This window comes from Paraburkholderia fungorum (assembly GCF_003610895.1).
GTDB lineage: Bacteria > Pseudomonadota > Gammaproteobacteria > Burkholderiales > Burkholderiaceae > Paraburkholderia > Paraburkholderia fungorum_B.
The window spans coordinates 1-21,337 of record NZ_MCAS01000053.1; the positions used below are offsets into that span (position 1 = coordinate 1).

17 protein-coding genes are annotated in these 21,337 nt (G+C 64.4%); 4 read left to right on the forward strand and 13 right to left on the reverse strand.

Features of this window, described 5'->3' with window-relative positions; translation table 11 throughout:
- The 3 genes from BCY88_RS33660 to BCY88_RS33675 all read right to left on the reverse strand — a co-directional run.
- Positions 1–1,116 (reverse strand): IS3 family transposase gene (locus BCY88_RS33660; RefSeq protein WP_220669656.1). Its coding sequence is split into 2 segments (ribosomal slippage), with 1,117 coding nucleotides annotated over them: positions 1–858 and positions 858–1,116; the frame shifts between segments, so codons are not numbered across the junction. This gene is flagged as partial in the annotation.
- Between the two features lie 190 nt (positions 1,117–1,306).
- Positions 1,307–1,729: a hypothetical protein gene (locus BCY88_RS33670; RefSeq protein ID WP_120348434.1), complete on the reverse strand. Its 423-nt coding sequence runs from the start codon at positions 1,727–1,729 to the stop codon at positions 1,307–1,309.
- 204 nt (positions 1,730–1,933) lie between these two features.
- Complete coding sequence (locus BCY88_RS33675; RefSeq protein ID WP_120348435.1) at positions 1,934–2,893, reverse strand: LysR family transcriptional regulator; 960 nt, start codon at positions 2,891–2,893, stop codon at positions 1,934–1,936.
- A 214-nt stretch (positions 2,894–3,107) separates the two neighbouring features.
- On the opposite strand from BCY88_RS33675, the gene BCY88_RS33680 reads away from it, so the two are divergent.
- A complete protein-coding gene (locus BCY88_RS33680; RefSeq protein WP_120348436.1) occupies positions 3,108–4,520 on the forward strand; it encodes a M20 family metallopeptidase in 1,413 nt (470 codons plus the stop codon).
- A 116-nt stretch (positions 4,521–4,636) separates the two neighbouring features.
- Positions 4,637–5,920, forward strand: a complete 1,284-nt coding sequence (locus tag BCY88_RS33685; RefSeq protein ID WP_120348437.1) for an MFS transporter — start codon at positions 4,637–4,639, stop codon at positions 5,918–5,920.
- Positions 5,921–6,060: 140 nt separating this feature from the next.
- Here BCY88_RS33685 and BCY88_RS33690 read toward each other — a convergent pair whose 3' ends face one another.
- Entirely contained in the window at positions 6,061–7,113 is a 1,053-nt protein-coding gene (locus BCY88_RS33690) for an NADP(H)-dependent aldo-keto reductase (protein ID WP_120348438.1), read from the reverse strand.
- A gap of 137 nt (positions 7,114–7,250) precedes the next feature.
- Here BCY88_RS33690 and BCY88_RS33695 point away from each other — a divergent pair, with 137 nt between their 5' ends.
- Positions 7,251–7,463, forward strand: a complete 213-nt coding sequence (locus BCY88_RS33695; RefSeq protein WP_006048800.1) for a DUF3820 family protein — start codon at positions 7,251–7,253, stop codon at positions 7,461–7,463.
- On the opposite strand, the gene BCY88_RS33700 is transcribed toward BCY88_RS33695, so the two are convergent.
- The 3 genes from BCY88_RS33700 to BCY88_RS33710 form a co-directional block, all read right to left on the reverse strand.
- The gene (locus BCY88_RS33700; protein ID WP_183081518.1) at positions 7,449–8,108 is read right to left on the reverse strand and encodes a trimeric intracellular cation channel family protein; all 660 of its coding nucleotides are present in this window, start codon (positions 8,106–8,108) and stop codon (positions 7,449–7,451) included. The genes BCY88_RS33695 and BCY88_RS33700 overlap by 15 nt on opposite strands.
- 115 nt (positions 8,109–8,223) lie before the next feature.
- Positions 8,224–8,796, reverse strand: a complete 573-nt coding sequence (gene cysC, locus BCY88_RS33705) for an adenylyl-sulfate kinase (RefSeq protein WP_120348439.1) — start codon at positions 8,794–8,796, stop codon at positions 8,224–8,226.
- A complete protein-coding gene (locus BCY88_RS33710; protein WP_120348440.1) occupies positions 8,793–10,373 on the reverse strand; it encodes a tetratricopeptide repeat-containing sulfotransferase family protein in 1,581 nt (526 codons plus the stop codon). Before BCY88_RS33710 ends, cysC begins: the two co-directional genes overlap by 4 nt.
- Positions 10,374–10,730: 357 nt before the next feature.
- On the opposite strand from BCY88_RS33710, the gene BCY88_RS33715 reads away from it, so the two are divergent.
- Positions 10,731–11,084, forward strand: a complete 354-nt coding sequence (locus BCY88_RS33715) for a hypothetical protein (protein WP_120348441.1) — start codon at positions 10,731–10,733, stop codon at positions 11,082–11,084.
- Between the two features lie 142 nt (positions 11,085–11,226).
- Here BCY88_RS33715 and BCY88_RS33720 read toward each other — a convergent pair whose 3' ends face one another.
- The 6 genes from BCY88_RS33720 to BCY88_RS33745 form a co-directional block, all read right to left on the reverse strand.
- Entirely contained in the window at positions 11,227–12,924 is a 1,698-nt protein-coding gene (locus BCY88_RS33720; protein WP_120348447.1) for a cyclic peptide export ABC transporter, read from the reverse strand.
- 31 nt (positions 12,925–12,955) lie between these two features.
- On the reverse strand, positions 12,956–13,864 hold the full coding sequence (locus BCY88_RS33725; RefSeq protein ID WP_120348442.1) for an ATP-binding cassette domain-containing protein: 909 nt from the start codon (positions 13,862–13,864) through the stop codon (positions 12,956–12,958).
- A 67-nt stretch (positions 13,865–13,931) separates the two neighbouring features.
- Positions 13,932–15,950, reverse strand: coding sequence for a Fe(3+)-hydroxamate ABC transporter permease FhuB (gene fhuB, locus BCY88_RS33730; protein WP_120348443.1), 2,019 nt, complete (start codon positions 15,948–15,950; stop codon positions 13,932–13,934).
- Entirely contained in the window at positions 15,947–16,909 is a 963-nt protein-coding gene (locus BCY88_RS33735) for an ABC transporter substrate-binding protein (protein ID WP_120348444.1), read from the reverse strand. The genes fhuB and BCY88_RS33735 overlap by 4 nt, the downstream gene beginning before the upstream one ends.
- On the reverse strand, positions 16,906–19,569 hold the full coding sequence (locus tag BCY88_RS33740) for a penicillin acylase family protein (RefSeq protein ID WP_120348445.1): 2,664 nt from the start codon (positions 19,567–19,569) through the stop codon (positions 16,906–16,908). The genes BCY88_RS33735 and BCY88_RS33740 overlap by 4 nt, the downstream gene beginning before the upstream one ends.
- 52 nt (positions 19,570–19,621) lie before the next feature.
- Positions 19,622–21,337, reverse strand: a 1,716-nt coding sequence (locus BCY88_RS33745; protein ID WP_120348448.1) for an amino acid adenylation domain-containing protein, incomplete at its 5' end; no start/stop codon positions are given.

Below are 21,337 nucleotides of genomic sequence, written 5' to 3' on the forward strand. Positions count from 1 at the left end.
ATCGTGCCGGTGGCAGACCGTCTGCCGCTGAATGGATGCGCCTGTAGTTATAAAAGTCGTCGATGTAGGCCCCGATGTCGCGTTCCGCATATGCGTGGTCGGGGTACCCTTTATCGTCGATCCATTCGCTTTTGAGACTTCTAAAGAAGCGCTCCACCGGCGCGTTATCCCAGCAGTTCCCCTTTCTGCTCATGCTCTGGATGATGCCGTTTGCCTTCAGCTCGTTCACGAAGTGCGCGCTGGTGTACTGGCATCCCTGATCCGAGTGGAACATCAGGCCCGGTGGCGGCCGTCGATGCTCGCGCGCCTGCTGCAAAGCCCTGATAACCAGTACCGTATCGGGCAGTTGCGCAAACGCCCAGCCGACGATACGGCGTGAATACAGATCCATCACGATGGCCAGATAGGACCAGCCCTGAAGCGTTCTCACGTACGTAATATCGCCCGCCCATACCTGATTGATCGACGACGGCTCGAACCGACGCTCAAGCAGGTTGGGAGCCACCAGCGCTTCACCGTCAGTCTTGCGATAACGGTGCGTTCGTCGTCGCGCCACCGCCAGTTGTGCCTCGCGCATCAGCGATCGGGCACGGTAACGCCCGATCGCGTGGCCTCGCTGCTGCAAGGCCTGAGCCATTCTGCGACTGCCATAGCTGGCGCGGCTTTCGCCGTGAATTTCGCGCACCGCCTTGAGCAGCGCGGGCGCAGCAGCAACTCTGGCGGGCCGTGTGGAAACGGCGTAATAGCTGCTTCGAGGCACCTTCAGCAGCTCGCACATCACGCTCACCGGCCAGGCCTTCTTCAGCGAATGGATCACTTCGATGAGCGATCCATTTCCTTGACGAAGAAGGCCGTGGACTTTTTTAGGATCTCGCGCTCCCTTTCGAGCTCGATCACCCGCGCCTCCAGTTCCCGGATGCGTCGCTGGTCGGCCTTGACCTGAATCTCAGTGCGCGGCGGCTCAGCCTGTTCGGCCCGCCACTGCGCAACCCATCGCCGCAAGGCCGTGTCTCCTACGCCCAGCGCCTCACAGGCCTTGGAGAATGAATAGCCCTGGGCAACCACCAGTTGCACCGCTTCAGCCTTGAATTCGTCAGTTATGTTCCGTCTGCTCATCTCTCACCTCAGTTGGAGAATTATCCCCTTTAGAGGTGTCCAGGACCATTGGACCACTACAGTGCCGCCCCGCACAGGGGCGACACTAATAAACCACTAACACAACAAGGAAAGGCCAAAAAAGCCAGATCAACAAAACACCAAAAACATCAAACCAGAAAAAAACCAAAACCCAGCGCCCCGCGCCCCCTCAATCCTCATCATCCGTCCAAGGAATATCCACATCAGAAATAAACGCCACCGTTGCAAACGGCCCCCCATCCTGACGCCCGATCTTCCCATCCGCCCGCTGCCATTGCACCCTGAACACCGTGCCAGGATCATCGGCAATCAACCGCACCGTTCGAACCTCATCCGGATCCGCTTCCTCAACAGGGCCGTCGAGCGAAACCAGCAATTCCTGCGGCCACAGCCCATCGGTGGGATCGTAAATCTTGTCGCCGTCCGGAATCAGCGTAAATGCCTCCACGCCGATCGTCGCCGACGCCTCGGCAATCATCTTGCCCAACGCGCGTAGCAACGCCGTCGCCCGCGCCGAGTTGGCCTGGCGAATTGCAAGATCCCCGCGCGTCAGCGCCTGCTCAAGTTTAGGGTTGGTTTTTTGTTGCGCCATTCGATGTCCTGATTCCTATCGCTCTGTTATGCACGGCACGTTCATTCATCACGTACCGCTTTCCGTTTTTCGGGCTGAATCCTACCACTGGTGTGAGCCCCAGTATCACAAGCGGCGCCGCAAAGGCCCGCCAGCCCGCCCCGTCACCACAGTTTAGGTCGCGTTTCGCCGTCCGGCAGGGAGATTTGCCTTTCAGGAGGCCTTTCAGGAGGCCTTGCCGCGCTTTCGGGCCGGCTTCGGCGCCGCAGCATCCGCGGGCTTCGCGTCGCCGATTTCAGCAATCAGATGGTCGCGGAACGCCTTGACCGACGGCGGCAACTCCCGCCCGGCCATGGTCTGCACCTGGATGCTGCGCTGACGCATCTGCGGGTGCGTCAGCGGTATCGCGACAAAGCCGTCCTCGGCATAACGGTCGCGCACCGATAGCAGCCCCGTGAACATGATCGCCCCGGACTTCTGCGCGTAGCGGTACATCGCGCCACTATTGTTGCTGGTGAGATCGGGCTCGAGCAACACGCCTTCAAGCGCACAGGTAACGTCGATCAACTGCCGGATCGTCGTGCCGGGCTCCGGCAGCACCAGCGGATAGCGCCGCAGATCGGCAAGCGACACCCGCGCACGCGCGGCCAGCGGATGATCGGCGCGCAGCAGCGCCAGCACCGGCGCACGCTCGGTGTGCTCGACCTTGACGCCCTTTTCCGGTGCAAGACTGAACGTCAGCGCGAGATCGGCGTCGCCGTCGCGCACCCGGCGGGTCGCCTCGCCCGGCGCCACCACGGAAAGCGTGAAGTCGATCCCCGGGTAGTGGCCGCGGAACGCCGCCATGGCGCAGGGCAGAAAATCCGCGGCAAACCCCTCCGAGCTGGCGACCTTGATCATGCTGCCGTGCAACGCCTCGAGGCCACCGATCTCCTTCATCACATGCTCCGCCTCGAGCAGGCTGCGCTGCGCGTAGGCAAGCAGCCGCTCGCCCGCCTCGGAGAGCGACATGCCACGCGGCCGACGCTCGAACAGCGCAACGCCGAGATCGCTTTCGAGCCGCGCGATCTGCCGGCTGATCGCCGAAACGGCCACATGCAGCCGCGTGGACGCGTCGCTGATCGAACCCGTGCGAGCCACTTCAACGAAGTAGCGCAATGCGATGCCGTGCAATGAAAGTGCCATGAACGATGCCTATGCGGGTGGACGCGCAAGCGTATGCGAGCGCGCGCCGAGGTGCCGAGCTTTGCCTTTTCGGCAATGCAAGTTTCGAAACACGATCATTGTGACAAAAATAACGGCCTCCTAGAATCGTTTCGAAGCTGATGGCCGCGAACCAGACGTGCCACACAGGGCGCCACGTCGCCGCCATCCCCCGCACTCGCATCGGAGACAAACCTTGAGCCGCAACCAGGCCATCGAACACGCCACCCATCATTTCGAATCCGGCGCCTTTCTGGAGAACCTCAACCGTCGCGTGGGCTTTCGCACCGAGAGCCAGGAAAGCGACCGTGCCGCCACGCTGCTGTCCTATCTGATCGACGAAATCGCGCCCGAAGTCGAAGAACTCGGCTTCGGCACGCGCATTGTCGACAACCCGGCGCAAGGGTTCGGGCCGTTCCTGATCGCCAATCGCCACGAAGACGATCGCCTGCCTACCGTGCTGATCTACGGCCACGGCGACGTCGTGCGCGGCTACGACAGCCAGTGGCGTGCGCCGCTGACGCCCTGGGCCGTGACCGTCGAAGGCGAACGCTGGTATGGCCGGGGCACCGCCGACAACAAGGGCCAGCACTCGATCAACCTCGCGGCGCTCGCGAGCGTACTGGCCGCGCGCGGCGGCAAACTCGGCTTCAACGCGAAGCTGCTGATCGAAATGGGCGAGGAAACCGGCTCGCCAGGACTCGACGCGGTCTGCCACCAGCACAAACAGGAACTGGCCGCGGACGTGCTGATCGCCTCCGACGGTCCGCGTCTCGCCGCGCGCCGCCCCACCGTCTTCCTCGGCTCGCGTGGCTCGGTGAACTTCAAGCTCTCGCTGAATCTGCGCGACGGCGCGCACCACTCGGGCAATTGGGGCGGACTGTTGCGCAACCCGGCCACCGTGCTGGCAAATGCACTCGCCAGCCTGGTCGATGCCCGCGGCGTGATCGCTGTCGACGGCTTGCGTCCGCCGCCGATCCCCGAGGCCGTCCGCCGGGCGCTCGCCGATATCACGGTAGGCGGCGGCCCGGGCGACCCGGCCGTCGACGACAACTGGGGCGAGCCCGGCCTCACGCCGCCAGAACGCGTGTTCGGCTGGAACAGCTTCGAAGTGCTGGCCTTCAAGGCGGGCAATCCCGAGAACCCGGTCAATGCCATTCCGTCGTCGGCGTTCGCGCATTGCCAGTTGCGCTTTGTGGTCGGCACCGACTGGGAAAACCTGGCGCAGCACCTGCGCGCCCATCTGGACGCGCATGGTTTTTCGCTGGTCGAGATCGGCGTCGAGCGTGGAGCGCCGGCCACCCGTCTGAATCCCGACGACCCGTGGGTGACGTGGGCCATCGCCTCGCTGGAACAGACCACCGGCAAGAAAACAGCCGTACTGCCGAATCTCGGCGGCACGCTGCCCAACGAAGTATTCGCTGACACGCTCGGTCTGCCGACCATCTGGGTGCCGCATTCATACCCGGCCTGCTCGCAACACGCGCCGAACGAACATCTGCTCGGACCCGTGGTACGCGAAGGTCTGCAGATCATGGCGGGGCTGTTCTGGGATCTCGGCGAGAACGCGCCGCACGCGAGCGCAACACATCCAGAAGCCGCGGGCTGAGCGATCGACGCAGCACGTCTGCCGCTCATCCGATCTCCACTCGCCCTTCATTGGCCTTCATTGACCGTTCGCCCGCAGTTCCCTGCCAGCCGCATCCGCCACGAGGCACGCCCACGATGATCACGTCCACCCTGCAAGCCGGCGCCGCACGGCCGTCCGCCGCGAAAATCCATCGCATCATTCTCGCGGCGTCGATCGGCAATGCGCTTGAATGGTTCGACCTCGTCGTCTACGGTTTCTTCGCGGTCACGATCGCAAAGCTGTTCTTCCCGGCGCGCACCGAAGCGATCTCGTTGATGCTCACGCTCGGCACCTTCGGCATCTCGTACCTGATCCGCCCACTCGGCGGATTCGTGCTCGGTTCACTCGCGGACCGCGCGGGCCGCAAGGCGTCGCTGCTGCTGTCGATCGGCCTGATGATGATCGGCACCTTGACGATCGCCGTGATGCCACCGTATGCCGCAATCGGCGTGTGGGCGCCCGCCGGCATCATGCTGTCGCGGCTGGTCCAGGGATTCTCGGCGGGCGGCGAATTCGGCGCCTCCACCGCGTTTCTGGTCGAGCATGCCCCCGAGCGGCGCGGCTTCATGGGCAGTTGGCAGTTCGCGAGCCAGGGCCTCGCGACGCTGCTCGCCTCCGGTTTCGGCGCCTTGCTGACGAGCCAGCTCACGGCGGCGCAACTCGAATCCTGGGGCTGGCGTATTCCGTTTCTGTTCGGCCTCGTGATCGGCCCGGTCGGCTTCTATATCCGCCGCTACGTGGACGAAGGCGCCGAGTTCGACACGGAACCCAAAACGCGTACGCCGCTGCGCGATCTGTTCGGCGCGCAGAAGGTCCGTATGCTGCTCGCGGTCGGCTCGCTGGTGATTTCGACCGCGGCCAACTACATGATCCTGTACATGCCGACCTACGCGATCAAGCAACTGCACCTGCCCGCCTCGACCGGTTTCGCGGCCACGCTCGCCACAGGCATCGTGCTGACGGTGCTGACGCCGTTCGCCGGCCATCTATCCGACAGCGCAGGACGGATCCGCATCATGGCGGTTGCGGCGACGTTGATGTTGCTGACGGTCTATCCGGCCTTCATGTATATGAACGCGCATCCGTCGTTCACCACGATGCTGCTGGCCCTGATCTGGATCGGCGCATTGAAGGCGGCGTACTTCGGCGCGCTGCCCGCGCTGATGTCGGAGATTTTCCCGACGCAAACGCGCGCCACCGGTCTTGCGGCCAGCTACAACATCGGCGTGACGGTGTTCGGCGGCTTTGCGCCCTTCGTGATTACCTGGCTGATCGACGCGAGCGGCAACAAGCTCGCGCCCGGCTTCTATCTGATGTTCTGCGCGGTAGTGAGTTTGCTGGCGCTTTATGCGGTGCGCTCGAAGCTGAAGATTCGCTGAGCCTTCGTCAGGTGCGTTCGTTTGAGTCTGGGCGAGGTTGATCGAGTTCGAGGCAAGCAAGGCGGATCCACTCGCCTTGCCGCGCCCAAACTCCTCCGGTTGCCCCAGTTGCCCCAGTTGCCCCAGTTGCCCCAGTTGCCTTAGGGCGCCGGATTAGGCTGCAGTTCATGCAGCTTGTCGATTTCCGCGAGGGCTTCCGGCGAGAGTTTCACCTCGGCGCTGGCGATGTTTTCCTTCAACTGATCGAGCGATGTCGCGCCAATCAGATTACTCGTCACGAACGGCCGGCTGTTGACGAAGGCGAGCGCAAACTGCGCGGGCGACAAGCCGTGGCGCTTGGCCAGTTCCACATAGCGCGTGGTGGCCTGCACCGCTTGCGGCTTGCTATAGCGTTGAAAGCGCTCAAATAGCGAAATGCGGGCGCCTGCCGGACGCGCGCCGCCTTCATACTTGCCCGACAGCCAGCCGAAGGCCAACGGCGAATAGGCAAGCAAGCCGAGATTGTCGCGATGTGCATACTCGGACAAGCCCGCTTCGTAGGTGCGGTTCAACAGGCTATACGGGTTCTGGATGCTGACAATGCGCGGCAAGCCGAGCTTTTCCGCGGCGCGCAGAAACTGCGCGACACCCCAGGGCGTTTCGTTCGACACGCCGATATGGCGAATCTTGCCTGCCTTGACGAACTCGGCGAGCACCGACAGCGTTTCTTCGATCGGCACCGTGTAGGCGTCGTCGACCCATGGATACGCGGGGCGGCCAAACGTCATCGTGCTGCGATCCGGCCAGTGCAACTGGTACAGATCGACGTAGTCCGTTTGCAGGCGCTTCAGGCTGTCGTTCAGCGCTTCGGTCAGGTTCTTGCGGTCGAACTGGTTGCCCTCGCCGCGAATATGGCGCGGATTGTGTGGCTGACGCGCCGGGCCGGCGATCTTGGTGGCAAGCACGATCTTCTCGCGCGCGCCGCGATGCTGCGCGATCCACGTGCCGATATAGCGCTCGGTCGAACCTTGCGTCTCGGGGCGCGGCGGCACCGGGTACATTTCCGCCGCGTCGAGCAGATTGACGCCGTGATCGAGCGCGTAATCGATCTGCGCATGCGCTTCCTGCTCGGTGTTCTGCTCGCCCCACGTCATGGTGCCGAGACCGATCAGGCTAACCTTCACATCCGAGTCGCCGAGTCTGCGGTATTCCATCGAACCTGTCCTGTTGTCTGTAAAAGGAAAGCGCCGACGTTACCACGCCGGCGCAATGCCTGCAGCGCGGCTAAAATGCTGCTTCAGCAGCCGCTCACACTACCGCGCTCAACGCGCTTTGCGCCGACCCCTCAGCAATGAATCCCGAACACCTCGAACTGCTGGTTACGCGCGTGATGCCGTACGGCAAATACAAAGGCCGGCTGATCGCGGATCTGCCCGGCCACTATCTGAACTGGTTTGCGAGCCAGGGCTTCCCGCCGGGTGAAATCGGCCGGCTGCTGGCCTTGATGCACGAGATCGATCACAACGGTTTGTCGTCGCTGATCGAGCCTTTACGCAAGCGCTGAGAGCGACGCCTTCGGCAGATGCCAGCCGTAGGTCACCGCCAGCACGCGCAAGATGAAGCACACCGCGCCGCCGGCGAGCGCCGCGACGCCGGGCGGCAAGCCGGCGCGCCGCGCGAGCACCACAACGAATGCGCCTGCGAAGGCTGCGGTCGCGTAGATGTCGGCATGCAGCACGAGCGGCACGCGCGCCATCAACACGTCGCGGATCACGCCGCCGCCCACACCCGTGACAGTGCCCATCAGCATGGCGATAAACGGACGGATCCCGAACAGCAACGCTTTCTCGACGCCCGCCACCGCAAACAGCGCGAGACCGGCGGCGTCGAGCACGGTAATCAGCGCGACAGGAAACTGCTGGACGGTGGAATGGAAAACAAACGTGAGCAGGCCGGTGGCGAACGTCAACGCCGGGTAGCGCCAGTCGCGTATCGCGTTAGGCGGCGAATCGCCGATCAGCAGATCGCGGATCACCCCGCCGCCTAACGCCGCGACAAACGAGATCACCATCACACCCAGCAGATCGAGACCGCCGCGCATGGCACTGAGCGCACCCTCGATCGCGAACACAACCGTGCCGGCCAGATCGGCCGCCAGAACCAGCGCTTCGACGTTCGGCCTTATTTTTCGTATCGACAATGTCGGCATCGACGCATCACCCTTTTCATCCACGAGTAGCCGAAAAGGTATAGCGAAACGCCCAGCGCCTGGTGAAAAATTTGCGCCCTCGACCGACGCTGTGGGCGCTACGTGCGCCTGACGGCTATTTTGCGAGCCGGGGTCTGTCAAGCCCGCTTTCTCTGGGCAGGCAACCGATGGCGACCAGATGCACGAGCAGGCGATCCACCGCCTCTTCGATCGACACCCGATCGGTTTCGATCATCACATCGGGGTCGAGCGGCACATCGTACGGCCCCGAAATGCCGGTGAAATTGGGAATCTCGCCGCGCCGCGCACGCGCGTAGAGGCCTTTGACATCGCGCGCCTCACACACCGCCAGCGGCGCGTTCACGTAGACCTCGACGAACCCTTCGCCCACGATCTCGCGAGCCATGCGCCGATGTTCATGCTCAGGCGAGATCACCGCGGCAATCGCGATGAAGCCCTGCTGCATGAACAGTTCCGCGACATGCGCCACCCGCCGCAGATTTTCGGCGCGGTCTTCGGGCGTAAAGCCGAGGCCGGCGGTCAGGCCGCGCCGCAGCACGTCGCCGTCGAGCACGACCGAGCTTTGCCCTGCTCCCTTCAGACGCAGGTGCAACGCGTCGGCCAGGGTCGATTTACCGGCGCCGGACAAACCGGTCATCCATATGACGGCCCCGCGGATTGTGCTCATGACTTACGCTCCGTATCAATTGCCGGTGCCCCGGTATCCGCCGCAGGCGCGCTGAAACTCCCGGCCGGCGCCAACGCCGGTCCCAAACCGTCGAACAGCGGTTGCAGCAGCGCCTCGCGCGGCTGCCAGCGCCGTAGCGAGGTCTTGTAGATCGGGCGGCGCACCTGCGCCGCGCTGGCCGTATTCACCTGGCGCGCAGTCTGGTGAAACGACAGGCAACGCTCGTCCCAATCGAGTCCGCAATGCGCGAGCAAACGCCGGACATTGCCTTCGAGGTCGTCGACCAGTTCTTCATACTTGACTTCAATCATCGTGCCCTCGGGCAACACGCGTTGCCAATGCGCCATCAGCGCGTCGTACGCGCGGTAGTAGCGGCCCAGTTCACCCAGATCGTAACTGAACGGTACGTCATGAAAAATTCGAGAGAAAATCGACAGACAGCTTTGCAACGGCGAACGGCTGCTATGAATGAAGCGCGCGTTCGGCAACGCCAGGTGAATCAGCCCGACATTGATGAAATTGAACGGATATTTGTCGGTGAAGCGCGTGTAGCCCGACGCCGAGGTCGGCATTTCCGGCAGCGGCGTGCGCATGCGGCGCACATAGTCGGCGCCGAGCGTGCGCAGTTGCGTGGCGCCGACGCCCTCCAAAGCTTCGATATCGATGCGCAACGGGTCGTCTGAATCGCGGCCGATGCAATTCACCAGCGCCTCGCCGAAGTCCGTGCGCTCGCCCATGCCGAGAACCTGCGGATGACTCGCGAGAATCTGTTCGATCAGGGTCGAGCCGGAGCGCGGCATGCCGACAATAAAAGTCGGTGCGGCCGACGGATCGCCCAGACCGCGTTTGGCCTCCAGCACCTGGGCGGTGAGGAGTTCCGGCAAATGCGCGAACAGGCCGAGCGACGCGGCCTCGTCATAACGCACGCCGGCACGGTGCAAGGCATTGCCCTTCAGGAAATGATCGAACGAGGCATCGTTGCGGCCCACATCGGACAGCGCCTGACCATAGGCGAAGTGAAACTCCGCCTGATTGGCGGGCGTAAGCGTCCCGACATTGCCGGCGAATCGCTCGAGCGCGGCGAACACCGGATCGTCGGCGCTAAGGCGCTTGGATTGCACGAAGTTGCGGTAATACAGCGGCACCTGCGGAGCGGCTTCGATTGCGCGGCGATAGGCTTCGTGCGACTCGTCGAAACGGCCGAGCGCCTGCAGACAGTTGCCCATGTTGTTGTACGAGCCGTCGGCCTGCGGATTCAGCCGGACTGCGTCGCGATAGGCGTCGATCGCCTGCTCGAGCCGATGCATCTGCTCGAGCGACCAGCCGAGGCCATGACGCAGATTGGTATTGAGCGGATCGAGCGCGATCGCCTCGTGATAGCGAACCACGGCTTCGGGAAAGCGGTTCAGCACCGCAAGCGTTCCCGCGAGGTGCTCAAGGGCGGCACAGTCGGTGGGATCGAGCGCGCGCGCCGACTCGAAACATTGGAGCGCGGCCTCGAGTTCGCCGCGAGCGACGCAGGCGTCGCCTTGGGCACGCCATTCCGAGGCGGTCGCTGGCTGGGGATCGTGCTTCATTGACGGCCAGTTTTGTGCAGGCTTCGCATCAGGCGGCCCGGCAATGTGGGATACGTTCTTCTTCGTCCAGCGTCAGCACAGGCATGGTCTGGATTCAAAGGGGGAATTGTCTGACGCGAAAGTATCAGGCCCGCCCTACAGTTACGTTTCGAATATTTAACGAACTGTTACAGGCAGATGACTCTGTCATAGTCTGGAAGACTTGCCGCAACGCGCGACCGCTATGGCGTTGGATCGTCGCACAGACCCCATGGCGGCGTCGTGACGCTTGTGGCCGGTAATTTGCGGACACAAATCCCGCTGAACTCCCGGGCACAGTGTTTTTCTCATTCTTATACGAGGAGGCGGGAGAAAATCGTGAGCAGGCTTATTGCATCAGTCGCGATCCTGGCTGTGGCGGCAGCTCTCGCCGGGTGCGCTGTCGCACCGGGATATGGCTACGGGTACCCCTACTACTACCCGGGCTACGATTACGCATATGGACCGTACGGTGCGTATGGACCGGCTTACGGCACGGTCGACATCTGGGGCGGCTGGGGTGGCGCGTGCTGCTACTACCATGGGCACGGCGGCTACTGGCATGGCGGAGGGTGGCACGGCGGTGGCTGGCATGGTGGGAACGGCGGCTGGCACGGTGGCGGGGGCGGACACGGAGGCGGCGGCGGCAGTTCATGGAGCAGCGGCGGCGGCCAGGGCGGTCACGGGCACTAACGCCGGCTGTGCGGGTATCTTCAGGGTATCGATAGCATCCTGTTGAGAATCGCTATCAATACCCGGACCGACTGGATCAATCGTCAATCCTCCTTTCACGGCGTCGCGAATCCCCGCGCGACGCCCTGAGGTCATCATGCGGTCATCCCTCGCGCGCGACCTCGATTCGCGTTGTTGCTTCCACGATCTTGCCGCCTGACAACCGGATCACCCGGTCGGCCGTATCGAAGAACCGGTCGTCGTGCGAGATCACGATCAGTGTCTTGCCCTGCCGTTTCAGTTCCGGCAGGAACTCGTTATAAAACACGCGCCGGAAGGTGGGGTCCTGATCGGCGGCCCATTCGTCGAACATCATCACCGGCCGTTCTTCGAGCATCGCATGCACGAGCGCGAGCCGTTTGCGCTGGCCCGCCGACAGATCGATCGTCGAAAACACGCCGTCGCTGATCTTCACCTTGTGCGCAATCTCCAGATGTTCGAGCCACTTCTGGGCTCGCGCGATCATTTCCGGGTCGCGCGCGACGAGGTCGTCGAACAGGTAGTAATCGGAGAACACTGCGGAGAACATCTGCCGGTAGGCATCGATCTGTTCGGCCGGAACCGGCACGCCGTCGAGCAGCAACTGACCCGAGCCCGGACTGTACAAGCCGAGCAGGAGTTTGATCAGCGTGGTCTTGCCACAACCGTTTTCGCCGACGATAAACAGCGTCTCGCCGCGCTGGATCGTCAGATCGACCGGGCCGAGACTGAACGGCACGACATCGCCATTCGACGCATAGGTATAGCTCGCCGCGCGCAACGTGATGTCCTCGCGCACCGTCAGAGGTTCCTGCGCCTGCCCTTCCCTATCGTCGAGCAGATACGGCTCGCGGCTCGTGAATTGCGAGCTCAATTCCGCGATCCGCCGGAACGACACCTGCGCCTGACCGAGCGCAGGCAACGCGCTCGCCAGCTGATCGACCGGGCCGCGCACGTATAGCAGCACGATCACGAATCCGCTGATCACGCGCGGATCGACCCCGAGCCGGTATTGCGCCACCAGCAGCACGCCGATCACCGCAAAGAACAGCGTCGAACTCGCGGCGTCGGTGGCCCAGAATATGCGCATCGCGCGTGTCTTCAGATCGGCGATCGTATCGGCCGCGCCGGATAATTGCGCGCCATACACCCGCTCGCGCCGCTCGCGATTCAGACGCAACTCCTTCGCGCCTTCGGTGATCGCGCGGTACTGCTTCTGCAATTCGTCCTGCGCGCCTCGCACGCCTTCGTAGTGGCGCGTCCAGCGACGCGACGCATTGCGGTTGAAGAGCAGCCCCAGCGCGATCGCGGCTGCCGCGAGCACGAACAGCAGCGGCGAGAGCACCAGCATATAGACGACGCAGCCGATCACGATCGCGAATGCAATCGCGAATCCGGAGAAGTTGAACGTGAACGCGCTGACGGTATCGACGTCGCCGTTCAACGTCGCGATCAGCCGGTGCACCTTGTAGCGCTCGATTGCCGCAATCGGCGCGCAGACGATCCGCGCGGAAATGTCCTTGCGCAGCGCGGCGATGATCTGCTGTCCGATCATGCTGTTGCCGACCCCGGCCGCCGCGCGCCCAGCCAGCGTGACGAGACAGAGCACGACGAACAGCGCGATGGTGCGCCCGCTCGCGCCGCCCGGCGCATGCAGCCCGTCGTTGATGGTTGCCAGCAGCCACGCGGTGGACAGGCCGCCCATGCCGCCCATCAGCGTGGCAAACAGCGTCACGCGCCAGAACGGGCGCAGCAGGCGAATCAGTTCGTGCGAGAGACCCGGTTTCGAATCGGCCGCGTGTGTCGTGGAAGTGGAGGTCATCGCTTTCTTCATCGTAAGAGCCGTGTGGCGTTCAACGCACGTAACTCACCGGCTCGCCGGTGTCGGGATGGCGCATCACGCCCATTGAAATGCCGTAGATCGCCTGCAATTGCGCGGGCGTCAGAATCTCTTCCGGCGTGCCCTGCGCGATCAGCCTGCCGCCGTGCAGCGCGACGATTTCATCGCAATAGCGGGCGGCCATGTTGACGTCGTGCAGCACGACGATGATGCCGATGCCGCGTTCGGTCGAGAGCCGCTGCACCAGCGACAGCACCTCGACCTGATGCGCGACGTCGAGCGCGGAGATCGGTTCGTCGAGCAACAGATAGTCGGCGTCCTGTGCGATCAGCATCGCCAGCCAGACGCGCTGGCGCTCGCCGCCGGACAGCGTATCGACCAGCCGGTCGGCGAAACCGGTCACGTCGGTGAGCGCCATCGCCTCGTCGACTTTCGCGCGGTCGGCCTCGGTGAAGCGGCCCAGCGCGCCGCGCCACGGATAGCGGCCGAACGCAACCAGTTCACGCACCAGAATCCCCGCCGCCGAAGGCGTGTGCTGCGGCAGATACGCCAGTTTCTGCGCGAATACGCGCGTCGGCCATTGATCGAGCGGCTTGCCTTCGAACAGGATCTGACCGCCGCTGGCCGGCTGCTGCCGCGCGAGAATCTTGATCAGCGTGGACTTGCCGGAACCGTTGTGGCCAATCAGCCCGATCACGCGCCGCGCGGGCAGCGTCAACGTCAGCGAACGCAACAAGGTGCGCTCGGGCAGCGCGAAACTCACGTCGCGCAACTCGAAAATCGACGCATCGGACGCGTTTTGCGGTCCGTTCGAACCGGTCGTGGCGAGGCTCGCGCCGTCAGGCTTATCGCCTGTTTGGCTCGCTTGGCTCGCTTGTGGGCGAGACACGGGCAACGCAACCACATTCGCGGGTCGGGTCATAGGCTTTTTCCTGCAAAACGTCGGGTCGCGCGTGCGGTGTCGCGCATCGGGACCGTGAATCGGAGCTTCATGATTTTTGCTTCCACATCAGAATCAGAAAATACGGGCCGCCGATGAATGCGACCAGCAAGCCGGCCGGCACCTGATTCGGGAACAGCACATTGCGGCCGAGCCAGTCGGCGAGCACCATCAGCGCGGCGCCGATCAACGCGCCCGCGAGCGCTTGCGGCACCGCGCGGCGCAAGCCGAGGAGCCGCGCCATGTGTGGCGCCATCAATCCCACGAACGAGACCGGTCCGACAATCAGGGTGGCCGCCGCGGTGGCCAGCGCGCACAAGCCGAGCAAGGCCATCCGCACTGTCGGGACCGATACGCCGACTGCCCGCGCGGACTGTTCGCCGAGCGACAGAATCTCGAGGGCGCGCGCCGCGAACGGCAGCAAGCCGACGCTGATCGCGGCAACCACGCAGGCCGCCAGCGCGTCGGCACTTTGCACGCGATAGGTCGAACCCGCCATCCACGCCTGCAGGATCGGCATGCGTGGGTCGCCGCTCGTCAGCAGCACCGACACGACGCTGCCGGTCACGGTCGCCACCGCGATGCCGACCAGCACCAGCCGCTCCGGCGAGAAGGTGCTTTTGCGCGCCAGTGCGAACATCACGAGCAGTGTCGCCAGCGCGCCGGCCGCGCCGGTTCCGACACGCACCGCCTGTCCCGCCGACGGTGCGATAAAAAGCAGCGCGATCAACGCCAGCGACGCACCTGACGAAATGCCGAGCACTTCGGGGCTCGCCATCGGATTCGCGGTCAGCCGCTGGATCACGACACCCGCCACCGCCAGCATCACGCCCGCCGCCAGCGCCGCGGCGACGCGCGGCACGCGCAACACGAAGAGCGGCTGCACGTCGGCCCATTGCAACAGCCGCCAGCCCGACAGGCCGCGATTGAAATCCACCGCCAGCGTGGCGAGAACAACCAGCGCGAGCGCCGCCAGCACGAGCCAGCCCGCGTGCAATCTGCGCGGCGCCGACGCCCCATAGGAGCCCGGCGCGGGCTGCAACGCCGCGTCTTTCAGGAGCGGCAGCATCAGCAACAGCAACGGCGCGCCGAACAGCGCCGTCACCGCACCGGTCGGAATTTCCACGAACACGCGGCCGGCGAGTTGCGCGCCTTCGTCGGCGAGCCACAGCAGGCAGGCACCGATCACCGGCGACCAGATGAGCCGCTGCCGCAGCGTGCGAGCCCCGGCGAGCCGCGCGAGCACCGGACCGGCCAGTCCGATAAAGCCGATCACGCCGACGGCGCTCACCACCAGCGCGCTCAGCATCGAGGCGATCAGCAATGCGCCGGCGCGGATCGTGCGCAAGGGCAAGCCGACGCTGCGGGCACTTTCGTCGCCGAGTTCGAGCACGGCGAGCGCGTTCGACATCAACGCGACGATTGCCGCGACAACCGCGAGCCGTGCCACCAAGTATTGCGCAACCGCCCAGCCGTTCTGATTCAACGCGCCGCTCTGCCAGATGAACACCGACACGAGGCTCTGCCCGAAAAACAGCGCAAGCACCGACGTGAATGCACCCGTACACAGCGTGACCAGCAGGCCGCCGAGGATCATGCTCAAGGGTGAGAACGCGCGGCTCCACGAGACCGCCATCACCACGCCGACGCTTGCCAGCGCGCCTGCCAGCGCGACCCATTCGCGGCCGTGTATCAGCAGTTCCGGAAACCACAACGAGACGACCGAGAGCGACACGCTTGCCCCTGCCGACACGCCGAGCGTGGTCGGTTCCGCGAGCGGATTGCGCAACACATGCTGAAAAATCGCGCCTGCCAGCGCGAGCGCCGCGCCGCTCGCCAGCGCAACCGCCAGCCGTGGCAGCGTCGCGTAACGCAACGCGATCAGCGAGAGATCGTCGGACGACGCATCGGCGAGATGCCACAGCGTGCGCAAGGACGCGGACGGCAGTTGCAAGCTCAGCAGCCAGAGCGTCGCGGCGAGCGCCACGCCACCGAGCCCGGCCGCCATCAGCCACGGATGCGCGAGCGATCCGCGCGCGCGCTGCGCCACCACGAGGCCGGGCGTCATGCGGACCTCCGCGCCGTGATCGCCGCTGCAAAGTGATCCGCGAACTGGCGCGCGCTCGGCAGCGAGCCGAACACGTCGAACGGCCGGATCGGGTTCACGCGGCCTTCGCGAACCATCGGCAGACGGCTCCACACCGGACTCTCGGTCAGCGTATTCAACGCGGCCTGGGTCGATGCGCCGTAATCGATGTAGAGCAGCTCCGCCTGCGGCGACACGGCGAGTTGCTCGACACCGACCACCGCGCAGCCGTAGCCGTTGGTCTTGCCTTGCCACGCGTTGACGAAACCGAGCCGCTGCATCACGTCGGACACCACGCAGTTTTTTGCATAGATGAGGATATTGCTGCCGCCGGTATCGAGTTGCGTGACGAACACGGGGCGGCGTGACGGGTGATTCGCTAAACTGATCGAATCGCCGCCTAGTTTCGTTTTCAGTTCGGCGAAGCGCGCGTCGAGCTGGGCGATGTACGCGGCGCCCTCGCGCTCGCGTCCAATGACCCGCGCGAGCCGCATCATTTCAGCGCTCGAGCGTTCGACGATATTCGCGTGGCCGGCGCCGGAATAGATATCGAGCACGAAGACCGGCGCGATCCGTTCCAGCAGACCGCGCAGACTCGCGCTCATCGTTTCGATGACGATCAGTGAGGTCTTCAGTTCGCGCAGGACTTCGAGATTCGGCTCCGCCGGATACCCGCAATCGACGATACCGTCCGGCAAAGGCGGAAAACCGCCCATCGTCGCGTAAACGTCGAGCGCGCCGGCCGCCACCGGCTTCACATCGAGCGCGAGCAGCGTTTCGGTGCCGGGCCGGTCCGGGGTTGCGACACGCGGCGCGATCGCGGCGCCCGCAGACGCGGGCGTCGAGGCAAAAGCGCCTGCAACCGGTGCCATCAGCGGCATCAGCAGGGGCACCGTCAGCGGCACCGCCAACGCGCCGAGAAAGTCTCGCCGCGTCGTCATCGCGGCACTCCTGCCACCGCGCCGCCGTTAATGGTTGCCTCCAGCCGGATCGTGTCGTTGCGATCGGCATCGGCGGCTGCGCCGCTCGCGATGCCGGTGGCCAACGGCATGCGCAGCCAATCCTTGCTCGCATACCGTTGCGTGCCGGCGCTGAAATACGGCGAACCGGGATCGTCGGATTGCGCATCGGCCATCATCGTGTACGCAAGCGGACCGCCCTGCGCGTCCGGCTGTCCAAAGCCCACCGTTTGCATATAGCTGTTGCCGGCCAGGTCCGTGGCGTCGACGGAGGGTTTCGCGCGGTTCGCGCCGAATACGCACGCGGCCGTGAAATAGCCCGTTTCGCTGCACCCGCCATAGAGCGGAATGCGGCGGCCGTTTTCCGTGACGGACAATAACTCGCCGGTGCTCGCATCGGTCGCGACGCCCTGCTTTTGCAGATCGAGCACGGCCGCGCCAAGGGCCGCGCCGAGTCGCGCCGGATCGGTTTGCAATCCGCGCGGCGTGTTCAGCGGATCGGCGGGATCGAACTGGGTCGCGTAGAGTTTCGCATCGCCGATCTTTTCCGCACGCGACCAAAATGCACCCCACAATGGCGCGCCGCGCGATTGCGTCGCCCCGGTGTTGTCCCACGCACGCAGCACGCGGCACGCCACGCCGATGTCCACTTTGCGCGGTGCTTCCACGCCCGGGGCGCTCGCTGCGTTTGCTGCGTTTGCTGCGCTGGCTGCGTTTGCACCCGTGGCCGCTCCTGCCGCGTCGTTCGGCACATTGACCTCAATGCGATGCGCACTATCCTCGACACACACCTGCGCCAGCAACGCAGCCTTGAACAGTTCCGCCGACAGCACGCGGCTGTTCAAGGACAGACTGCGCACCGTCGCGCTGGTCGCGCCGCGCCCCGGCAAACCGTCGCTGCCCGCCATGCGCTGCGCGATCATCAGATGCCCGAGCCGCGCGCGCAATCCGGGTGCCTCCGGCGCGCCGCCAAAAATCCTCGGATAACCGGTGAGCGGTTGCGCGGGATTGGTCAGCCAGTAGCTGTTGTTCATGTTCGCGACGTAGTCGGTGCGCAGCAGGCTCGGCATGCTGCTCGCGGCGAACGCGCCCGGTTGCGCCGAACCGGCGTCGGTGCGCCAGTTGCACGAAGAACGCGAGCCGTCGAGTAGTGGCACGCCCGGCGCGCCTCTGGCGAACGCGGGCGCCAGCTTCGGCGCGCATTGCGCGGCGAGTTCGTCGGGAACATTCGGCACCGCGCCGATATCCGCGTACCACGCGCGACGATCGCCACGCCCGATCGCGAGCGTGTTGACCCACGGCACGGCGGCGAGGCGCCGTTGAATCGCGATGAAATCGTCGAGCGAGCGTGCCTGATCCCATTCGAGGAAGTTGCGGAACACCCGGAAGTTGTCCGCGTTGATGTCGCGGATCGCAAACGCCTGCTGCCCATTCCACGCAAACGCCGGCGACATCGCGCCGAGATTGACGAGCGGGCCGAAGCGCGTGCGATACAGCGTGCGCGTGCGTTTGACCAGCTGACCGTTCGGGTCGAGCACATCGATGGTGAGCGGCACCGCCGTCATCGGCTCTGGCTTGCCGTCGAACAGATACGTGGTCGGCTTGCCGGGCTGCAAGCTCAACTGAAACACGCCGAAGCGTCGCGCGCTCGATACCGTGTGGGTCCATGCCACCGAATCGTTGAAACCTATCATCACGAGCGGAACGCCGAGAAAGCCGGCGCCGCTGACGTTCAATTGGCCGGGGATCGTCAGTTGCTGCTGATAGAAACGGTCCGGGCCGCGCCAGAACCAATGAGGATTGCCGAACAGCAAGGGCTGGCCGTCGGGCGTGGCGTCGCCGCCGAACGCGATGCCGTTGCTGCCGAGTCCGACGTGCCCGCCTGCCTGAAAATACTGCCGCGACAAGGCACGCGCAGCGGCATCGAGCGATGCCGTCTGGATGCCGGACGTGGAGCGCCGCTGATCCGACGACGAGGTTTGAGCGTTCCCGGCGGGCGGCGCGGCCGTGGCGATTGCCGTGACGAACTGCGCGTACCCGCCAGCAAGGTTCGCCGCGTACAGACGACGGTAAATGTCCGCTTCGGTGATATCGGTCAACCACGCCTGCCCGCGACATGCCTGATATTGCCGGGCCGGTGCGCTGCCGTCGCGCACCGACTGCACGATCCGGTTGTAACCGGCCGCGAAGCCGCGCACCAGTTGCCGGATTTGCGGCGGTTGCGCCTGCCGGTAGGTCTCGACAACCTCGTTCGTATCGATCAGCCGGAAGAAGAAGTCGGCGTCGATGTTCTTCGGTTGACCGTACGTGGAATGCAAGGGCAAATGCGCGTCCGCGCCGAAATAACGCGAACGTTCACCGCGATACGTGACGAACGCATCGGCCATTGTGCACAGGTTGTCGCTCGCCTGCGCGAAGCCGACGCCATAGCCGAGACTGGTCCAGTCCGCGGCTTCGATATGCGGCACGCCGTCGGCCATCCGGCGAATCTGCACCTGGACGTGCTCGGGACGCGCGCTACTGCCGGCAGCGTTCGCGACGCCGCCGTTATCGCCCGACGCGCCGCCGGTCGTGCAGCCAACGCCGATCAGCGCGGCCAGTGCACCGGCGCCGATCGCCAGTACGGTCTTCAGTTTTTGCATGCTCCATCCGGTGACGCTGCGTGAGCGCAACGTCACCGTCCATTACGTAGAGTTAGTCCATCAGTTCATCGAGCAGCGACTTCATCTCGCGGACGTTGTCGTGCTGCTCACGTTGTGTGTTCGCGTGCAATGCTTCGCACTCCGCGGCGATTTCATGCAGTGTCGGCTTCAGGAACAGGGATGCTAGTGGAACATCCGTTTGCAGGTCGCGGAAAATTGCTCGCTGCGCTTTCATCGTCAATAACGAGTGTCCGCCGAGTTCGAAGAAATTGTCGTGACGGCCGATCCGCCCGATTCCCAGGATGTCTTGCCAGATTGCCGCGATAGCGCTTTCTGTTGGGTTTTGAGGCGGCTCGTAGGCCGTGGCGCGGTCCGCGGTTGTGCTTTGCTCGGGTGCGGGTAACGCCTTGCGATCCACCTTGCCGTTCGGACTCAGCGGCAGCGTGTCGAGCACGATAATCGTCGACGGGACCATGTGTCCGGGTAGCGCTTCGGCAAGCGCCTCACGCAGAGTGGACACCACAAGCGTTGTACGCGCGTTGGCGCTGACGTAAGCGATCAGGCGCGTACCCGTTGGTGATTCCTGCGCGATCACGACCGCTTCGCGCACATTGGCCTGCGCGAGAAGCTGTGCCTCGATCTCTCCGAGTTCGATCCGGAAACCGCGTATCTTGACCTGATGGTCGATCCGGCCCAGATACTCCAGTGCGCCATCCGCCCGCCAGCGGGCCAGATCACCCGTGCGGTAAAGACGCGCGCCCTCGGTCGAGAACGGGTCCGGCACGAAGCGCTCCGCCGTCAGCGCGGACCGGTTCAGGTAACCGCGCGCCAGCCCCGCTCCGCCCAGATACAGTTCACCTGCCACACCCACCGGCGTCATGTTCAGTGACGCGTCCAGCACCACCGTCTGCACGTTCGCGATCGGACGCCCGATCGGCGTGACCGTATCGTCCGCCTGGCAGGTCCAGTGCGTGACGTCGATGGCCGCTTCCGTCGGGCCGTACAGGTTGTAAAGCGCAGCTGCCGGCAGCGCGGCCAGAGCCCGGTCCTTCAACTCCGTGGACAACGCCTCGCCACTGCAGATCACACGCCTGAGGCCGGTGCACTGCTGCGCACCTTCGTAAGCAATGAACGCCTGCAGCATCGACGGCACGAAATGCAGTGTCGTCACCGCATGACGTCCGATCAGTTCAACCAGCTTCTGCGGATCGCGATGATCGTCCGGCGCGGCCACTGCCAGACGCGCGCCTGTCATCAGCGGCCAGAAGAACTCCCAGACCGAGACGTCGAAGCTGAATGGGGTTTTCTGCAGTACGGTGTCTGTAGCATCCAGCGCGTACGCCTGCTGCATCCACACCAGACGGTTGTACAGCGCGCTATGGCGGTTCGCCGCGCCCTTCGGCTGGCCTGTCGAGCCCGACGTGTAGATCACGTAGGCCAGGTTTTCGCCTCGCAGTTCAACGTCCGGGTTGTGCGACGGTTCGCCGGCCAGGTCGAGTGCGTCCAGTTCGAGCACCTCGATCGCATCCGACAGCGGCAGCGCATCGTGCACCCTACGCTGCGTCAGCAGCAGGGAAATCCCGCTGTCTGCCATCATGTACGCGAGTCGCGCTGCCGGATACGACGGATCGAACGGCACATAGGCGCCACCCGCTTTCATGATCGCGAGCAGCCCCACCACCATCTCCACCGAGCGCTCGACCGCAATCCCAACGCGCACATCCGGACCCACACCCTGTGCCGACAACCGGTGCGCCAGACGATTCGC

Coding starts and splice junctions, on each gene's coding strand:
- BCY88_RS33720 (WP_120348447.1), bottom strand. CDS start 12,924: ATGACCTCCACTTCCACGACACACGCGGCCGATTCGAAACCGGGTCTC.
- BCY88_RS33735 (WP_120348444.1), bottom strand. CDS start 16,909: ATGACGACGCGGCGAGACTTTCTCGGCGCGTTGGCGGTGCCGCTGACG.
- BCY88_RS33675 (WP_120348435.1), bottom strand. CDS start 2,893: ATGGCACTTTCATTGCACGGCATCGCATTGCGCTACTTCGTTGAAGTG.
- BCY88_RS33725 (WP_120348442.1), bottom strand. CDS start 13,864: ATGACCCGACCCGCGAATGTGGTTGCGTTGCCCGTGTCTCGCCCACAA.
- BCY88_RS33700 (WP_183081518.1), bottom strand. CDS start 8,108: ATGCCGACATTGTCGATACGAAAAATAAGGCCGAACGTCGAAGCGCTG.
- BCY88_RS33690 (WP_120348438.1), bottom strand. CDS start 7,113: ATGGAATACCGCAGACTCGGCGACTCGGATGTGAAGGTTAGCCTGATC.
- fhuB (WP_120348443.1), bottom strand. CDS start 15,950: ATGACGCCCGGCCTCGTGGTGGCGCAGCGCGCGCGCGGATCGCTCGCG.
- BCY88_RS33695 (WP_006048800.1), top strand. CDS start 7,251: ATGAATCCCGAACACCTCGAACTGCTGGTTACGCGCGTGATGCCGTAC.
- BCY88_RS33740 (WP_120348445.1), bottom strand. CDS start 19,569: ATGCAAAAACTGAAGACCGTACTGGCGATCGGCGCCGGTGCACTGGCC.
- BCY88_RS33670 (WP_120348434.1), bottom strand. CDS start 1,729: ATGGCGCAACAAAAAACCAACCCTAAACTTGAGCAGGCGCTGACGCGC.
- BCY88_RS33710 (WP_120348440.1), bottom strand. CDS start 10,373: ATGAAGCACGATCCCCAGCCAGCGACCGCCTCGGAATGGCGTGCCCAA.
- cysC (WP_120348439.1), bottom strand. CDS start 8,796: ATGAGCACAATCCGCGGGGCCGTCATATGGATGACCGGTTTGTCCGGC.
- BCY88_RS33685 (WP_120348437.1), top strand. CDS start 4,637: ATGATCACGTCCACCCTGCAAGCCGGCGCCGCACGGCCGTCCGCCGCG.